The organism is Pseudomonas mandelii, assembly GCF_900106065.1.
Classification (GTDB): domain Bacteria; phylum Pseudomonadota; class Gammaproteobacteria; order Pseudomonadales; family Pseudomonadaceae; genus Aquipseudomonas; species Aquipseudomonas mandelii.
The window spans coordinates 3,355,727-3,371,245 of record NZ_LT629796.1 but is presented as its reverse complement, the minus strand read 5'-3'; the positions used below and the strand labels follow the sequence as shown (position 1 = coordinate 3,371,245).

At 56.9% G+C, this 15,519-nt stretch carries 13 protein-coding genes, 2 tRNA genes and 1 rRNA gene; 4 read left to right on the top strand and 12 right to left on the bottom strand.

Annotation, left to right across the window (positions count from 1 at the left end):
* Positions 1–229 precede the first annotated feature (229 nt).
* The 9 genes from BLU63_RS15485 to BLU63_RS15440 all read right to left on the bottom strand — a co-directional run bounded on the left by BLU63_RS15485 (position 230) and on the right by BLU63_RS15440 (position 8,582).
* Positions 230–305: transfer RNA gene (locus BLU63_RS15485), tRNA-Ala, on the bottom strand.
* A gap of 10 nt (positions 306–315) precedes the next feature.
* Positions 316–392, bottom strand: a tRNA-Ile gene (locus BLU63_RS15480).
* A gap of 123 nt (positions 393–515) precedes the next feature.
* Positions 516–2,054: ribosomal RNA gene (locus BLU63_RS15475) — 16S ribosomal RNA — on the bottom strand.
* A 544-nt stretch (positions 2,055–2,598) separates the two neighbouring features.
* Positions 2,599–3,219, bottom strand: coding sequence for a protein-methionine-sulfoxide reductase heme-binding subunit MsrQ (gene msrQ / locus BLU63_RS15465; protein ID WP_083375744.1), 621 nt, complete (start codon positions 3,217–3,219; stop codon positions 2,599–2,601).
* On the bottom strand, positions 3,219–4,232 hold the full coding sequence (msrP, locus tag BLU63_RS15460) for a protein-methionine-sulfoxide reductase catalytic subunit MsrP (protein ID WP_083375743.1): 1,014 nt from the start codon (positions 4,230–4,232) through the stop codon (positions 3,219–3,221). The genes msrQ and msrP overlap by 1 nt, the downstream gene beginning before the upstream one ends.
* Before the next feature lie 63 nt (positions 4,233–4,295).
* Entirely contained in the window at positions 4,296–5,153 is an 858-nt protein-coding gene (pssA, locus tag BLU63_RS15455; protein ID WP_010467638.1) for a CDP-diacylglycerol--serine O-phosphatidyltransferase, read from the bottom strand.
* Between the two features lie 145 nt (positions 5,154–5,298).
* Positions 5,299–6,315, bottom strand: a complete 1,017-nt coding sequence (gene ilvC / locus BLU63_RS15450; protein WP_007948647.1) for a ketol-acid reductoisomerase — start codon at positions 6,313–6,315, stop codon at positions 5,299–5,301.
* Between the two features lie 48 nt (positions 6,316–6,363).
* Complete coding sequence (ilvN, locus tag BLU63_RS15445) at positions 6,364–6,855, bottom strand: acetolactate synthase small subunit (protein ID WP_003205610.1); 492 nt, start codon at positions 6,853–6,855, stop codon at positions 6,364–6,366.
* Between the two features lie 2 nt (positions 6,856–6,857).
* Positions 6,858–8,582 carry an acetolactate synthase 3 large subunit gene (locus BLU63_RS15440; RefSeq protein WP_010467631.1) on the bottom strand — a complete coding sequence of 575 codons (1,725 nt, stop codon included), beginning with the start codon at positions 8,580–8,582 and terminating at the stop codon, positions 6,858–6,860.
* Between the two features lie 399 nt (positions 8,583–8,981).
* Here BLU63_RS15440 and BLU63_RS15435 point away from each other — a divergent pair, with 399 nt between their 5' ends.
* Positions 8,982–9,395 (top strand): DUF4124 domain-containing protein, encoded by a 414-nt coding sequence (locus tag BLU63_RS15435; RefSeq protein ID WP_083375742.1) that lies wholly within the window; start codon positions 8,982–8,984, stop codon positions 9,393–9,395.
* A gap of 18 nt (positions 9,396–9,413) precedes the next feature.
* On the opposite strand, the gene BLU63_RS15430 is transcribed toward BLU63_RS15435, so the two are convergent.
* The 3 genes from BLU63_RS15430 to mrcB are packed head-to-tail and all read right to left on the bottom strand — an operon-like array spanning position 9,414 to position 12,824.
* Positions 9,414–9,749 carry a YqcC family protein gene (locus tag BLU63_RS15430; RefSeq protein ID WP_010467628.1) on the bottom strand — a complete coding sequence of 112 codons (336 nt, stop codon included), beginning with the start codon at positions 9,747–9,749 and terminating at the stop codon, positions 9,414–9,416.
* Complete coding sequence (locus BLU63_RS15425) at positions 9,749–10,483, bottom strand: hypothetical protein (protein ID WP_010467627.1); 735 nt, start codon at positions 10,481–10,483, stop codon at positions 9,749–9,751. The genes BLU63_RS15430 and BLU63_RS15425 overlap by 1 nt, the downstream gene beginning before the upstream one ends.
* Positions 10,484–10,499: 16 nt before the next feature.
* On the bottom strand, positions 10,500–12,824 hold the full coding sequence (gene mrcB / locus BLU63_RS15420; protein ID WP_010467626.1) for a penicillin-binding protein 1B: 2,325 nt from the start codon (positions 12,822–12,824) through the stop codon (positions 10,500–10,502).
* Between the two features lie 118 nt (positions 12,825–12,942).
* Here mrcB and BLU63_RS15415 point away from each other — a divergent pair, with 118 nt between their 5' ends.
* The 3 genes from BLU63_RS15415 (at position 12,943) to BLU63_RS15405 (ending at position 15,450) form a co-directional block, all read left to right on the top strand.
* Positions 12,943–14,499, top strand: coding sequence for a bifunctional aminoglycoside phosphotransferase/ATP-binding protein (locus BLU63_RS15415; RefSeq protein WP_083375741.1), 1,557 nt, complete (start codon positions 12,943–12,945; stop codon positions 14,497–14,499).
* 90 nt (positions 14,500–14,589) lie between these two features.
* Positions 14,590–14,934 (top strand): pentapeptide repeat-containing protein, encoded by a 345-nt coding sequence (locus BLU63_RS15410; RefSeq protein ID WP_010467624.1) that lies wholly within the window; start codon positions 14,590–14,592, stop codon positions 14,932–14,934.
* Between the two features lie 243 nt (positions 14,935–15,177).
* A complete protein-coding gene (locus BLU63_RS15405) occupies positions 15,178–15,450 on the top strand; it encodes a TfoX/Sxy family protein (RefSeq protein ID WP_010467623.1) in 273 nt (90 codons plus the stop codon).
* The last annotated feature ends 69 nt before the right edge of the window (positions 15,451–15,519 follow it).

Below are 15,519 nucleotides of genomic sequence, written 5' to 3'. Positions count from 1 at the left end.
AGCAATCTGGTTATACTGTGAAGACGACATTCGCCGAAAATTCGATAATACTCAATTAAGAGCAACTCACAAATTTTACCTTAGCCTGATCCGTTACCAGTGAAAGTAACGTTCAGTCTATCTTTCTATCACATACCCAAATTTTTAAAGAACGATCTAATCAAAGACTAGAAATCAATATTCACACCGGAATATTCATTTCTAAACTCTAACAGCAGAAGCAGTTATATGGTGGAGCCAAACGGGATCGAACCGTTGACCTCCTGCGTGCAAGGCAGGCGCTCTCCCAGCTGAGCTATGGCCCCATAACAAAATTGGTGGGTCTGGGCAGATTCGAACTGCCGACCTCACCCTTATCAGGGGTGCGCTCTAACCAACTGAGCTACAGACCCAATTTCGAGCGCGCAACTGTTAGCTTGGAGCTATCAGCTTGGAGCTTAAAGCTGCTTCTATCGTCTTCTTCAATGAATCAAGCAATTCGTGTGGGAACTTATGGAGCAGCTGATGTCGTCGATTAAGGAGGTGATCCAGCCGCAGGTTCCCCTACGGCTACCTTGTTACGACTTCACCCCAGTCATGAATCACACCGTGGTAACCGTCCCCCCGAAGGTTAGACTAGCTACTTCTGGTGCAACCCACTCCCATGGTGTGACGGGCGGTGTGTACAAGGCCCGGGAACGTATTCACCGCGACATTCTGATTCGCGATTACTAGCGATTCCGACTTCACGCAGTCGAGTTGCAGACTGCGATCCGGACTACGATCGGTTTTCTGGGATTAGCTCCACCTCGCGGCTTGGCAACCCTCTGTACCGACCATTGTAGCACGTGTGTAGCCCAGGCCGTAAGGGCCATGATGACTTGACGTCATCCCCACCTTCCTCCGGTTTGTCACCGGCAGTCTCCTTAGAGTGCCCACCATTACGTGCTGGTAACTAAGGACAAGGGTTGCGCTCGTTACGGGACTTAACCCAACATCTCACGACACGAGCTGACGACAGCCATGCAGCACCTGTCTCAATGTTCCCGAAGGCACCAATCCATCTCTGGAAAGTTCATTGGATGTCAAGGCCTGGTAAGGTTCTTCGCGTTGCTTCGAATTAAACCACATGCTCCACCGCTTGTGCGGGCCCCCGTCAATTCATTTGAGTTTTAACCTTGCGGCCGTACTCCCCAGGCGGTCAACTTAATGCGTTAGCTGCGCCACTAAGAGCTCAAGGCTCCCAACGGCTAGTTGACATCGTTTACGGCGTGGACTACCAGGGTATCTAATCCTGTTTGCTCCCCACGCTTTCGCACCTCAGTGTCAGTATCAGTCCAGGTGGTCGCCTTCGCCACTGGTGTTCCTTCCTATATCTACGCATTTCACCGCTACACAGGAAATTCCACCACCCTCTACCATACTCTAGCTTGTCAGTTTTGAATGCAGTTCCCAGGTTGAGCCCGGGGATTTCACATCCAACTTAACAAACCACCTACGCGCGCTTTACGCCCAGTAATTCCGATTAACGCTTGCACCCTCTGTATTACCGCGGCTGCTGGCACAGAGTTAGCCGGTGCTTATTCTGTCGGTAACGTCAAAACAGATACGTATTAGGTAACTGCCCTTCCTCCCAACTTAAAGTGCTTTACAATCCGAAGACCTTCTTCACACACGCGGCATGGCTGGATCAGGCTTTCGCCCATTGTCCAATATTCCCCACTGCTGCCTCCCGTAGGAGTCTGGACCGTGTCTCAGTTCCAGTGTGACTGATCATCCTCTCAGACCAGTTACGGATCGTCGCCTTGGTGAGCCATTACCTCACCAACTAGCTAATCCGACCTAGGCTCATCTGATAGCGCAAGGCCCGAAGGTCCCCTGCTTTCTCCCGTAGGACGTATGCGGTATTAGCGTCCGTTTCCGAGCGTTATCCCCCACTACCAGGCAGATTCCTAGGCATTACTCACCCGTCCGCCGCTCGCCACCAGGTACAAGTACCCGTGCTGCCGCTCGACTTGCATGTGTTAGGCCTGCCGCCAGCGTTCAATCTGAGCCATGATCAAACTCTTCAGTTCAAACATCTTTGGGTTTTTAAGAAACCCTAAACTTGGCTCAGCAATCGTTGGTTACATCTTTGATTTCTCGCGGAGTAACTTGTGATGCTGATAATCTTGTTGACTATCAGTCTGACTCCACAAGCACCCACACGAATTGCTTGATTCAGTTGTTAAAGAGCGGTTGGTTAAGATCTTTCGTCTCAACCGAGGCGCGCATTCTACAGCAGCCTCTGTTGCTGTCAAGCGGTTATTTTCAGAAGTTTTCAAAGTTTCCTTTGCAACTTCAACCACTTGCGCTTCCGATCTCTCGTTAGCGGGAGGCGAATTCTACAGCGTTACTCGCTGCTGTCAACACCTCTTTTTCTCCGCTTTCGACCGAGAAGATCGAACCGTCAATCAAGCCAAACAACCCCGCTTGATCAACTCCTTCTGGGCTTCGATGACCTGAAGCAACTCGCTGTCGAAAACTGCGTAACTCTTTGTTTACCAAGGAGTTTTCCGTTTCGACTGCGCCGGAAGTGGGGCGAATTATAGACTTCCAGAATCTGCCGTCAACACCTATTTATGCTTTTCTTGCAGAAGGCGCTTTTTTGGCTATTAAACGCGGGATTCGACGGGCCACAGGCGGAATGCGCAACACTAATAGCAGCGCACCTATAGAAGCATAGATCGCCCATTCCTTGAGATCGGCACGAACGATCCACAACATATGCAGCAATCCAAGCCCGAGAATGACATACACCAGCCGATGCAGCTTCTTCCAACGAACACCCAGCCGGCGCTGACTGTAACGATTAGAAGTCATCGCCAATGCCAATAAACAGAGAAACCCCAACGTCCCGACAATGATGTACGGCCGTTTGCGCAACTCGACACCCAGCTGCGACCAATCAAATCCAAGAATAAACGCCGTGTAGCCGCTCAGATGCAGAACCACATAAGCGAAACACCACAACCCCAGCTGCCGGCGCACAGCGATCCACCCCGCCCAACCGGTGATTTTCTGCAGAGGCGTCATGCTTAACGTTATTAGCAGCAGGATAAGCGTCCCCAGCCCCAGCCGATCAACCAGGACCTTGCCCGGATCGGGCCCCAACACATCCTGCCAGGCCTGATACAACCAAAGCAGCGGCCAGACCGCCGCCGCTATAAAGACGCCAATTCGCCAAAACGGATAACGCATCAGTAGTTCTTCCGCAGATCGAGCCCTGTATAGAGAGAAGCGACTTCATCCGAGTAGCCGTTGAACATCTGTGTGTCCCGAACATTGGGCTTGAACAGGCCGCTCGGCAAACGACGCTCACGAGCCTGAGTCCAACGCGGGTGATCAACTGTAGGGTTCACGTTGGCGTAGAAGCCGTATTCATCCGCGGCAATGCTCTGCCAGGTGGTTTTCGGCTGTTCGCTGACCAGACTGATCCGCACGATGGATTTGACGCTCTTGAAGCCATACTTCCAGGGCACCACCAAACGCAGAGGCGCCCCGTTCTGATTCGGCAGTTCACGCCCATACATGCCCACCGCAAGAATGGCCAACGGATTCATCGCCTCATCCAGGCGCAAACCCTCTACATAGGGCCACTCGATCAAGGCAAAACCAGAGCGCTGCCCAGGCATGCTCTTGGGATCTTGCAGCGTTTCAAAGCGGATGAACTTGGCCTTCGATGTCGGCTCGACTTGCTTCAGCAACGCCGAAAGAGGAAAACCAATCCAGGGAATAACCATCGACCAGGCCTCAACACAGCGAAGACGATAAATACGCTCCTCCAGTTGATAGGGCTTCATGAAGTCTTCCAGCGCATACCGCCCCGGCTTACCTACCTCTCCATCCACCACCACGGTCCAAGGCTCAGTCTTCAGCGAACCGGCATTGGCGGCAGGGTCGCCTTTATCAGTGCCGAATTCGTAGAAGTTGTTGTAGTGGGTCGCATCCTTGAATGGCGTGATCGCCTCATCCTTGACGTTGACTGCCCCCCATTTAGTGGCAGGAAGCTTTTCGGCAAACCAGGAAGGCGCCTTGCCTGGCTCGACATCTGCGTAACGAGCGGCTTCGTCAGCACTGGCCCAGCGCGGCAGACTGCTCACGGCCAGACCGGCAACGGCTGCACCCAGTAGATTGCGTCGAGAAAAATAGAAGGATTCAGGCGTGACGTCCGACTCGTGACAGTCAGACGCTTTGGGGACTTTGATCAGCATGGCAACTCCGCAGCATTGGAGGACAGATGCACCAATAGACTGCGGAGTATGAGGGAAATTACATCACTCGGCGTTTTTGTGCCGACGAAGATGCAACAGGTATTGCACCGGACCAGACGCCGCGTAAGCGAGGAAAACCAGCAGCAGAATGCGCGGCGGATCACTGAAGACCACGGCAAACACCAGGACTACCGCGAGGATCGCGACAAAGGGCACTCGCCCCTTCAAGTCCAGCTCCTTGAAGCTGTTGTACTTGATGTTGCTGACCATCAGCATGCCGGCGGCGGCCACCATCAGCGCAACCAGGAACGACATCTTGGAACCCTGAATGCCGTAGTCACTGAACGCCCAGACAATCCCCGCGACAACACCCGCCGCAGCCGGACTGGCCAGACCGATGAAGTAGCGTTTATCCGCGGTGCCGACTTGCGTATTGAAGCGTGCCAGGCGCAACGCTGCACCCGCGACATAGATGAAGGCAACCATCCAGCCGACCTTGCCCATGTCGCCCAACGCCCAGCCAAACGCCAGCAACGCCGGCGCGACACCAAAGGCGACCATGTCCGACAGCGAATCGTACTCGGCGCCGAAGGCACTCTGGGTATTGGTCATGCGGGCAACGCGACCATCAAGGCCGTCGAGCACCATGGCGACGAAAATCGCAATCGCGGCAAACGCAAAATACTTGCTCGCGCCAATCGAATCACCGGCACTCAACGCACTCTGGGCGCTCATCGAGCTGATGATGGAATAAAACCCTGCGAACAGGTTCGCGGTGGTGAACAGATTCGGCAGAAGATAGATACCACGATGCCGGACTTTACGACCTTCAGCGTCATGCCCTTCCTCGATGTGTTCATCGATGGGCAGCAGGCTTTCGGCGTCAGAAGCCTTGTTTGGCTCTTCGGGACGTTCGCTCATGGACATTACCTTGCAACGGGGTGGAAAGTTTCGACAGGTGTCTGGGACGACGGTTCGGCCGCAAACGATGCAGCTTTATACCAGAACCTTTCAGCCCAAACGAAAAAACGCGGCCTAAGCCGCGTTTTTCGTACAAGTGCGCGACTTAGTTTTTAGCTTTGTCGACGATCTTGTTGGCACCGATCCACGGCATCATGGAGCGCAGTTGCTCGCCGATGATTTCGATACCGTGAGCGGCGTTGTTACGACGCTTGGCGGTCATCGAAGGATAGCCGGTCGCGCCTTCGCTGATGAACATCTTGGCGTATTCGCCGTCCTGAATACGTTTCAGGGCGTTGCGCATAGCCTGACGGGACTCGGCGTTGATCACTTCCGGACCCGTCACGTACTCGCCGTATTCAGCGTTGTTGGAGATCGAGTAGTTCATGTTGGCGATACCGCCTTCGTACATGAGGTCAACGATCAGCTTCAGTTCGTGCAGGCATTCGAAGTAGGCCATTTCCGGCGCGTAGCCAGCTTCAACCAGGGTTTCGAAACCGGCTTTGACCAGCTCAACGGTACCGCCGCACAGAACGGCTTGTTCGCCGAACAGGTCGGTTTCGGTCTCGTCCTTGAAGGTGGTTTCGATGATGCCGGTACGACCGCCACCGACGCCTGCGGCGTAGGACAGTGCAACGTTTTTGGCGTTGCCCGAAGCATCCTGATAGATAGCGATCAGGTCAGGGATACCGCCGCCTTTGACGAACTCGGAACGCACGGTGTGGCCCGGTGCTTTCGGCGCGATCATGATCACGTCGAGGTCAGCACGCGGAACAACCTGGTTGTAGTGGATCGCGAAGCCGTGGGAGAAGGCCAGGGTGGCGCCTTTCTTGATGTTCGGCTCGATTTCGTTCTTGTACAGGGCAGACTGGAACTCGTCCGGGGTCAGGATCATGACCAGGTCGGCAGCTGCAACAGCGGAAGCAACGTCGGTCACTTTCAGGCCGTGAGCTTCGGCTTTGGCAACAGTGGCCGAACCTTTGCGCAGACCGACAGTCACGTCAACGCCGGAGTCTTTCAGGTTGCACGCCTGAGCGTGGCCCTGGGAACCGTAACCGATGATGGCAACTTTCTTGCCCTGGATGATCGACAGGTCGCAATCTTTTTCGTAATAAACTTTCATGAAATTCCCCTATATATCCAGGCCGTTCAGGCCGTTCGCTAATTTGGTTTAGATGCTGAGTACTTTGTCGCCGCGAGCGATACCGGTTACGCCGCTACGGACGGTTTCCAGGATCGAGGCGGTGCCAATGGACTGAATGAAGCTGTCGAGCTTGTCGCTGGTACCGGTCAATTGAACGGTATAAACGCTGGCGCTGACATCGACGATCTGTCCACGGTAAATATCGGTGGTGCGCTTGATCTCGGCGCGCTGGGCGCCGGTAGCCTTGACCTTGACCAGCATCAGTTCGCGCTCGATGTGAGCACTCTCCGACAGGTCGACCAGTTTGACCACTTCGATCAGCTTGTTCAGGTTTTTGGTGATCTGCTCGATGATTTCATCGTGGCCGACAGTGGTCAGCGTCAGACGCGACAAGGTCGGGTCTTCGGTAGGGGCCACGGTCAGGCTTTCGATGTTGTAGTTGCGCTGCGAGAACAGGCCGACTACACGAGACAGAGCGCCGGGTTCGTTTTCCAGAAGCAGGGAAATAATATGTCGCATGATTAAGTACGCTCCGTCTTGCTCAGCCACATATCGCGCATGGAGCCGTCTTTGATCTGCATCGGGTAGACGTGTTCAGCTGCGTCGACCTTGATGTCGATGAACACCAGACGATCCTTCATCGCGAAGGCTTGCTCCATCATCGGCTTCAAATCCTTCAAGTCCGTGATGCGCATGCCGACGTGACCGTAGGCTTCAGCCAACTTGACGAAGTCCGGCAACGATTCCATGTAGGAGTGCGAGTGACGCGCGCCGTAGCTCATGTCCTGCCACTGACGGACCATGCCGAGCACGCCGTTGTTGAGCAGGATGATCTTCACCGGCAGGTCATGTTGCAGGCAAGTGGACAACTCCTGGATGTTCATCTGGATGCTGCCTTCACCGGTCACGCAAGCCACATCGGCTTCCGGGAAGCTCAGTTTGACGCCCATTGCTGCCGGGAAACCGAAGCCCATCGTGCCCAGGCCGCCGGAGTTGATCCAGCGATTAGGCTTGTTGAAGCGGTAGTATTGCGCCGCGAACATCTGGTGCTGACCCACGTCGGACGCAATGTAGGCATCGCCTTTGGTCACTTCGTGCAGGGTTTCGATAACGGTTTGCGGCTTGATGATGCTGCCGTCCCCTTTGTTGTAAGGGAACATGTCGCGATCACCGCGCCACTCTTCAACCTGCTTCCACCAGGCAGCCACCGAGTCCTTGTTCGGGGTCTCGCCGATTTCCTTGAAGGTAGCGACCATCTCGGTCAGTACGCTTTCCACCGGGCCTACGATTGGAACGTCGGCCTTGATGGTTTTGGAGATCGAAGCCGGGTCGATGTCGATGTGGATGATCTTGGCGCTTGGGCAGAACTTCGATGCACCATTGATAACACGGTCATCGAAACGCGCGCCCACGGCCATGATCACGTCCGCATGGTGCATCGCCAGGTTGGCGGTGTAGCTGCCGTGCATACCGAGCATGCCGAGGAACTGACGGTCGCTGCCCGGATAGGCGCCGAGGCCCATCAAGGTATTGGTGACCGGCACGTTCAGCAGTTGCGCCAGTTCGGTCAATGGCGCGGAGCCGTTGCCCAGAATGACGCCGCCGCCGGCATAGATGATCGGCCGCTTGGCCGCCAACAGCATTTCCACCGCTTTGCGGATCTGGCCCGAATGGCCACGAACCGCTGGGCTGTAGGAGCGCAGCTTGGCTTTTTTCGGGAAGATATATTCGAACTTCTCGGCCGGGTTGGTCATGTCTTTCGGAATGTCGACAACGACAGGACCAGGACGACCCGATTGCGCGAGGTAGAAAGCCTTTTTCATGATCTCCGGGATTTCCGAAGCATGCTTGATCATGAAACTGTGTTTCACGATCGGCCGGGAGATACCGATCATATCGGTTTCCTGGAAGGCATCGGTCCCGACCATGGTGCTAGGCACCTGGGCGGTCAGGATCACCATCGGAATCGAGTCCATGTACGCGGTAGCAATGCCGGTAATGACGTTGGTCGCACCGGGACCGGAGGTCACCAGTACAACGCCTGCCTTGCCGGTGGCGCGCGCATAGCCGTCAGCCATGTGAGTGGCAGCCTGCTCATGACGAACGAGAATATGTTGAACGGCTGGTTCTTTGAACAGCGCGTCGTAGATATGCAATGCGGCACCACCTGGGTACCCATAGATATATTTAACGCCTTCGTCACGCAAAAAGCGGACGAGCATCTCACCGCCAGATAAAAGCTCCACGTTGCTCACCTCTAAAACGCCAGAATACCGCCCACATAAACGGGGACGGGTCTTAATAGGTTTACTTCTCAGCAGAGCATGAGCGACGGTGGTCGCCGACTACGTCAGCACTGACTGAGCAAGTATTGGGATCGTCCCAAGTGTTGCGGGCCTTTCCCACCCAGCGCGAGGTAACGCGTTGCGGGTGTAACAGGTCGGCGCGGATGTGCGCCTCATGATCTGCTGAGTGGGTCTGCTTCTGGCAGTCCCTCTACAGCGGACTTTGGATTCTTCTGTTTCGTCCTCTGCAAGTCAAGCCGTCTATGTGCTTTATTGAAGTAAGCACATGAGAAAGCAAGAAAAAACCGCTAAACCGCAACTGTGTTAGCTTCAATTGCGCAACTCTGGCAAGGAAATGGCATGCGAACGTTCTTAATGATCACTTTGCTGATCAGCCCTTTGTGTATGGCCGCTCAGATCTATAAATGGGTCGACGCCCAAGGCGTTACCCACTTCGACGCGCAACCGCCTCAAGGCCAGGAGGCCACCACCGTGGTGACGCCCTCCCCGCCTGCCGGCAAACCCGCCGCACCAACGCGCAGCACGGCGATTGGCGATCAACAGGCCATCGACAACACAGTGAAAAAGCAGGTTGCCGAGCAGCAAGCCCAGCTAAAGGTATTCTGCGAGCAGGCGCGAACGAACCTGGCCCAGCTGCAGAACAATCCGCGATTGCGTGAGGACGTGGACGGTGAGAGGCGCCGCCTGACCGATGAACAACGTCAGGAGCGCACTACCGAAGCACAGAAACAGATTGCGGATAACTGCCAGTAGGCACTGGCAGTATCCGATTCAGCGAGAGGCGGTGATCAGCAGATCGAACTCTTTGAGCAAGACCTGCAACTGCCGGTCCCTGCCTTGGACATTGCGGGCGGCGAAGACCATTTCGGCCATCTCCTGAATTCCTGACGCGTTGGGCAGCGGCAGATCCTGTTCGAGGATGACCTTCATCTTCGGCAGGAAGATCCATTGCAGCCACTGCTCGAAATCGAGCGTATCGACCGAAAACGGTTCAACGCTGGATAACGCTTCAGCGGATGGTGAAACGTCATCCCACCAACCCTGAACCCGTAGCTCACGTTCGATCAACAGCAGTTGCTCGGCAATCTTGGGGAAGCGTGCGTCCATCACGACACAACCTTGGCCTTCTGACGGGCCAGTGCCGCACCTGCGGAATCACCCTGTTTCTCACGCGCTTGGGCGATCAGTTCCCACAGGCTGGCCTGAAGCGCCGGACGACCATTGGCGAACGTCAGGCCACGGCGGGCGAACTGTTCAGCCTGTGGCGCATCGCCTTGGGCCATGCGCACCTGAGCCAGACGATAAAGCACTTGCGGCTCACGCGGTGCAACTCGCTGGGCGCGCTCGAGGCTGGAGGACGCACCGTTGAGATCGCCGCCGGCCTGTTGCTGCTGAGCAGTGGTCAACAGCGCCAGCACCGGACCGTCCAGTTGCTCATCGGCAGACAATCCACCGGAGCTCGCCGAAGGAATCCCGCTCGGCGTCGACGGCATGCTGTAGCTGCCCTGATTGATCGGTGCCGACTGTACCGGCGAGGTGTCAATCGGCCCTGGGGTAATCGGGCCAGGCGTAATCGGACCGGTGCTGATCGGGGCCGACGCCACTGCGCCGCCACCTGGCACCATCACGACGACACCCGTGTCACCTTGCGGAATCGCTTGAGTCTGGGCTTGCACAGGACGTTTAGTCGTCGTCTTGCGGAAACCGCCATTTGCCGACACTCGCTCACTGTTGGAGACAGCACTGCCAGAGTCCACAACCGGAATCGAACCGCGTTGTACGGAGGAACAACCGCTGAGCAAAGCCACGGCGGTAACCGCTGGAATCAACCACTTGTTCACTTGAAACCCTCTTTGCTTAATTCATCCAGCCCTTGACCCAATCCATCACCGTTTCGCCGGATGCGGGACTGTCGCCACCGCAAGCCGCGCCGGGAGGCGGTTCGCTGCCGCGAATATACGGCATCTGCACGGCACCTGGGCAGCTGCCTTCGGAACCTTGCCCGGTCCGCGAATCGACCCAGGCCTGAACAACATTGTCAGGTTGCGGCATGTCCAGCGGCAATGGATCGGCCTTGCGCATGAAACTGGTCCAGACCTGCAATGCACCGGTGGCACCGGTGAACGGGGTCTTGCCGTTGTCATCGCGTCCCAGCCACACCACCGCCAGCAAGTCCTGGCTGAAACCGGCGAACCAGCTGTCTCGCGAGTCGTTACTGGTACCGGTTTTACCCGCCAAGGTCAGGGTTTTCGGCAGCACGTTGTAAACCGAACTGCCGGTACCTTCACGCATGACTCGCTGCATGGCGCTCTGGATCAGGTAAATGGAGGCCGGATCGAAACGCTGCTCAATCTGGAACGGATAACGCTTGAGCGGCTCGCCTTCGGCGGTCAATACGCTACGAATCCCGCGCATCGGCGTATTGAAGCCGCCGTTGGCCAGCGTCTGGTACATGGTCGCCACTTCGATCGGCGTCAGACCACCAGCCCCCAGCAACATCGAAGGGAACGCCGGGAACTCGCGACTGACACCCAGGCGCGCCAATGTTTTCAGGACATTCGGCACGCCAACCGCCAACCCGAGGCGCGCCGTTGACAGGTTGTAGGAATGGGCCAGGCCTTGGTACAGGAAAACCGTACCGTGGGAACGGCGATCGTAATTCTGGGGTTTCCAGACCTGACCGTCCGCGCCTTTGACCGAGAAGGATTCGTCCGACAGCCAACTGGTCAGCGTGTACTGGCTCGGCTTCTCAAGGGCTGTCAGATAAACCGCAGGCTTGATCAACGAACCGATTGGTCGCACTGCATCCAGCGCCCGGTTGAAGCCGGCGAAACTTGCCTGACGGCTGCCGATCATGGCCTGGACTTCACCGGTTTCCGGGTTGGTCACGACCATCGCCGCCTCAACCTCATCGGAACCCTTGCGTCCGGACAAGCGTTTAAAGGTGTCGTTGACCGACGCTTCGGCTTTCATCTGCAGGATCGGGTCGAAACTGGTGAAGATCCGCAGGCCTTCTTCGGTCAAGTCTTCGTCGCGATAGTCTTCACGCAGCTGACGTTTAACCAGGTCGAGGAAGCCCGGGAATGAACTGTCCGCCAGCTTGCCGCGCGTCGTCACGCCCAGTGGCATATTCTTCGCCGCTGCGACCTGCTCGGCAGTGGCGACGCCTTGTTGCTCAAGCACATCGAGCACCAGATTGCGCCGCTCCAGCGCCCGTTCCGGGTTGCGACGCGGATTGTAATAGGACGGCCCCTTGACCATCCCCACCAGCATGGCGACTTGATGCAGTTTCAGCTCAGACAATGGCTGCCCGAAGAAGAACTGGCTGGCCAGGCCGAAACCGTGCACCGCGCGCTGCCCATCCTGACCGACGAACACTTCATTGAGGTACGCCTCAAGAATTTCCCGTTTGTCGTAATGCAGCTCAAGCAGCATCGCCATCATGGCTTCGGTGAGTTTGCGGGTCAGGCTGCGTTCGCTGGTCAGGTAGAAATTCTTCACCAACTGCTGGGTCAGCGTACTGCCGCCCTGGGTCATCTTGCCGCCGGAGGTGTTGACCCACACGGCGCGGGCAATCGACTTGGGCGACACGCCCCAGTGGCTATAGAAATCCCGGTCTTCCACGGCGACCAGGGTTTCCAGCAGGTACGGTGGGACCTGATCGATTTTGATCAGAATGCGGTCTTCAAGATTTTTCGGGTAAATGCCGCCGATCAGCAGAGGCTCCAGACGCACGACTGAAAGCTTCGAACCGTTGGTCGCCGAAAGGTCAGCCACGTAATCGCCGGAGAAACGCACGCGCACCGGCTGAGCTTTTTCCAGGCCTTCATAGAACTGGAAGCCACGGGTATTCAAGTCGACGGTGTTGCCGTTGACCGCCGCTGCGCCGGGGCCGTTGCTCACGGCTTCGCGGCGATAGCCCAAGGCGTCGAGCTCGGTGAGGAAGTCTTCCTTGCTCAGCTTCTGGCCGGTAAACAACTCCAGCGGGCGCGCATACACCTTGGCCGGGATGGTCCAGCGCTTGCCGGAGAACTTCTCCTGGACCACGGCGTCGAGGTAAACCGCGAACCCGGCGAGCACCACGAGGCCGACCAGACTGAGTTTAAGGGCCCAGCCCAGCCAGGGGCTCAAGCCCCGGGAAGGTGGTTTTTTGGGGGTACGGGGGGATCGAGTACGAGTCATGGCGGCGGATTATACGCACTTTATTCATACTCAACAGGAGCCCTCCGAGGTTTGCGTCAGACGGACTTGCAGCCATAATGGCGGCCGTGAATTTTCCCCAGACTCTGAAGGATCGCCTGTGAGCCAGTCCCTGATCGCCGCCCTGCAAAACCCGGCCCTCTACCCGCATCCTGTCGACGGGTTCCAGGTCATCGAGACCCATATCTCCTGGGTCATCCTCACCGGTCCCTTTGCTTATAAAGTGAAGAAGCCCGTGAATTTCGGCTTCCTCGACTTCACCAGCCTCGACGCTCGCGAACATTTCTGCGGCGAAGAGCTGCGCCTCAACCAGCGCCTGACCCACGATTTGTACCTGGAAGTGTTGCCGATCACCGGCAGCGAAGCTGCGCCACAACTGGGCGGCGAAGGTCCGGTTGTCGATTTCGCACTGAAAATGCGTCAATTCCCACAAAGCCAGTTGCTCAGCACCCTGCAAGCCAATGGTGAGTTGACCACCGCGCACATCGACGAGATGGCCGCACAGATCGCCCAATTCCACCTCACTGCACCGAAAGTGCCTGGCGAACACGAAGCCGGCACCCCGGACAGCGTGATGGCACCGGTACGCCAGAACTTCGAACAGATCCGCCCGTTCCTCAGCGACAAGGCCGATCTGCTGCAACTTGATGCGTTGCAAGCCTGGGCCGAAAGCAGCTTCGAACGCCTGAAGCCGCTGTTCGCCCAGCGCAAGGCTGAAGGCTTCATCCGCGAATGCCACGGCGACATCCACCTGGGCAACGCCACCGTGATCGATGGCAAGGTCGTGATCTTCGACTGCATCGAGTTCAACGAACCGTTCCGCTTCACCGACGTTTATGCCGACACCGGTTTCCTGGCCATGGACCTGGAAGATCGCGGCCTGAAAAGCCTGGCGCGTCGTTTCATCAGCCAGTACCTGGAACTGACCGGCGACTATCAGGGCCTTGAGCTACTGAACTTCTACAAAGCGTACCGCGCACTGGTTCGCGCCAAGGTCAGCCTGTTCAGCATGCCGGCCGAAGCCGACCCGGTGCAACGCGCCACCACCCTGCGTCAGTACCGCAACTACGCCAACCTGGCAGAAAGCTACAGCACCATTCCTTCGCGGTTCATGGCGATTACCCACGGCGTTTCCGCTGTCGGCAAAAGCCACGTCGCCATGCGCCTGGTGGAAGCGCTGGGCGCCATTCGCCTGCGTTCGGATGTTGAACGCAAGCGTTTGTTCGGCGAGCAAACCGTACCGAATGACCCGCAGGCCGGCATTTATAGTGCCGACGCGAGCGCCGCCACTTACAGCCGCCTGCATGAAATTGCCGCGGTCATCCTGCGCGCCGGTTTCCCGGTGGTCATCGATGCGACATACCTCAAGCGCGCTCAGCGTGACGGCGCGGCGAAAATCGCCGAAGCCACCGGGGCACCGTTCCTGATCCTCGATTGCAATGCACCACAAGCAGTCATCGAGAGCTGGCTGGCCTTGCGTCAGGCAGACCAGAAGGATCCGTCCGACGCCAACCTCGCCGTTATCGCCGCCCAGCAAGCCAGCCGCGAAGCGCTGACGCCTGCCGAGATTCTTTGCAGCAAACGCGTCCAGACCAATGAAAGCGGGACGCTCGACACCGTTGTTGCACAGATTCGCCAGCGCATGCCGGGCCTGTAAAAACTATTTCAGCCGTGAAGCCATCGCCGGCTTCACGGCTGCCAAATAGTGGCACTATACTGGCGTCATAAAACCATCAGGTGATGCGACATGAGCCAGCCGAAACTTCTCGACACCCCGCTTTATGCCTTGCTGCACAAAGACGACATCGCAGGCTTCAATGCCGAGCGCGCCAGTCATGCCTCTGTCGACATGGTCGGCGGCGATTTTCGTGGTCTGGACCTGCGTGAGCTGAACGCCGATGGCGTCGATTTCACCGATGCCTATTTCCGCTCCGCCGATTTGCGTGGTATCGACTTCCGCAACTCCTGCCTGGAAGGCGCAAGCCTGGCTCACGCACAGATCTCCGGCGCCTACTTTCCGCCAGAACTGAGTGCTGACGAGATCCTGATGTCGATGAATTTCGGTACTCGCCTGCGTTATCGCACCCGCTAAAAACGACGTTCTACCTGACAAGTCCAGCGCCCCCGCTTCGCGCTGGGCGCTGGATTTTTTGTCGGGAAAGTTGATTCCTCCGCGCTTCCTCCGACTGCTCCCGCAGACCTTCACGCAGCTATCTGAGTCTTCCTCTTAGAAGCTTTTGCGTCGAAACCGACCAAACAATCACGCTTTTCCTACTGATGGCTACACTCCTGAGAGGCTCGCCCACGCACCGTTCGGCCGTCGCAAGGAGGCTTGATGAATGATGAACTGCAACACCTGAAGAATCTTGGCAAGACGTCGGCACAGTGGCTGCATGCCGTGGGCATCCACAGCGCGTCGGACTTGCGCCGCCTGGGAGCGGTGGATGCTTATCGGGCCGTGCGTACGCGCGGGTTCCGGGCGTCCAAGGTGTTGTTGTATGCGATCGAAGGCGCGCTGATGGACGTGCACTGGAACGACATTCCAGCTGATCGCAAAGAAGCCTTGAACAAACAACTGGAAGCCATCTCGTCCCGTCACAAGAACTGAACAGGCAGATTCGCCTCAGGATTACCGACTCAGGCGCAATGATTACGGGCTTTCGCGCAAGGAAAAAGG

Excerpts from the sequence above, each read along its gene's own strand:
- msrQ (WP_083375744.1), bottom strand. The coding sequence starts at position 3,219 with ATGCGTTATCCGTTTTGGCGAATTGGCGTCTTTATAGCGGCGGCGGTC.
- msrP (WP_083375743.1), bottom strand. The coding sequence starts at position 4,232 with ATGCTGATCAAAGTCCCCAAAGCGTCTGACTGTCACGAGTCGGACGTC.
- pssA (WP_010467638.1), bottom strand. The coding sequence starts at position 5,153 with ATGAGCGAACGTCCCGAAGAGCCAAACAAGGCTTCTGACGCCGAAAGC.
- ilvC (WP_007948647.1), bottom strand. The coding sequence starts at position 6,315 with ATGAAAGTTTATTACGAAAAAGATTGCGACCTGTCGATCATCCAGGGC.
- ilvN (WP_003205610.1), bottom strand. The coding sequence starts at position 6,855 with ATGCGACATATTATTTCCCTGCTTCTGGAAAACGAACCCGGCGCTCTG.
- BLU63_RS15435 (WP_083375742.1), top strand. The coding sequence starts at position 8,982 with ATGCGAACGTTCTTAATGATCACTTTGCTGATCAGCCCTTTGTGTATG.
- BLU63_RS15430 (WP_010467628.1), bottom strand. The coding sequence starts at position 9,749 with ATGGACGCACGCTTCCCCAAGATTGCCGAGCAACTGCTGTTGATCGAA.
- mrcB (WP_010467626.1), bottom strand. The coding sequence starts at position 12,824 with ATGACTCGTACTCGATCCCCCCGTACCCCCAAAAAACCACCTTCCCGG.
- BLU63_RS15410 (WP_010467624.1), top strand. The coding sequence starts at position 14,590 with ATGAGCCAGCCGAAACTTCTCGACACCCCGCTTTATGCCTTGCTGCAC.
- BLU63_RS15405 (WP_010467623.1), top strand. The coding sequence starts at position 15,178 with ATGAATGATGAACTGCAACACCTGAAGAATCTTGGCAAGACGTCGGCA.